The organism is Pseudomonas sp. PA1(2017) (genome assembly GCF_001945375.1).
In the GTDB taxonomy this organism is placed as follows: Bacteria; Pseudomonadota; Gammaproteobacteria; order Pseudomonadales; family Pseudomonadaceae; genus Aquipseudomonas.
Genome location: NZ_MSXU01000015.1, coordinates 626,135 through 627,036 on the forward strand (window position 1 = coordinate 626,135; position 902 = coordinate 627,036).

1 protein-coding gene is annotated in these 902 nt (G+C 65.9%); it reads right to left on the minus strand.

Going from position 1 to position 902, the window contains the following annotated elements; genetic code table 11:
* Positions 1-902, minus strand: a 902-nt coding sequence (locus BVH01_RS23435) for a ShlB/FhaC/HecB family hemolysin secretion/activation protein (protein ID WP_305883388.1), incomplete at both ends; no start/stop codon positions are given.

Consider the following 902-nt stretch of genomic DNA (forward strand, 5'->3'; position numbering starts at 1 on the left):
GGCTGAAGGGCTGCAGGTAGCTCAGGGTCAGGCTGTATTTGTTGTAGCGCGCCACGGGCTGGTCACCGCGAGGATTGCCGTTGCCCTGAGCATCGAAGGCGCCAATGCCGCGCTGCCAGCCGATGTCGGCGTTGACGAAGGCGCTGCCGATACGCCGGCCATGGTTGAAGCCCAGCTGCCATTCGCTCAAGCGGTTGCTGGACAGGTCCATGCGGTTGCCCAGGATGAAGTTGTTGGTGCGGATATGGCTCAGGCCGGTGTTGAAGGCGGTCTTGCTGACGCTGTCACGGTGCAGCACGCGCTCGGCACGCAGGGCATGCTGCTGGCTGTCGCCATCGGTCTCGAAAGGAAAGCCGTTGCTCTGGCCCAGGGTGCGGTAGTAGCTCTGGCTGTAGCTGTAGTCCACGCGCCACCAGCCATAAGGGATGCTGTAGGACAGGCTCTGGGCGTGGGAGTGGCGGTAACTGTCACTGACCGCATCGCGGCTGGCACGCAGGCTCAGTTGATCGGCCAGGCCCAGCGGGCTGTCCCAGGTCAGGCCCAGGCCCCACTGCTGCTCGCCGGTGCTGCGCTGGCCATCGTTATGGCGATTGAGGTTGGCGTGCCACGGCTTGCTGCGCTCGCCCTTCAGGCCGACGCGGCTGCCGCCCACCTGCTCCCCCGGCACCAGTTCCAGCTGGGCCGGGCGCGACGGCAGGCGATTGAGGTTATCGACCAGTTGCTCCAACTCACGCAGGTTGAGAATCTCGCCCGCCTCGCCGGGAAAGCTCATGGCCAGTTCGCGGCCACTGGCCAGGGCGGAGCTGTCGAGGCCTTCGAGGCGACCTTCGACCACGGTGATTTTCAGGGTGCGGGCCGACAGATCCTGCTGCGGCAGGTAGGCCCGAGTGGTCACGTAGCCG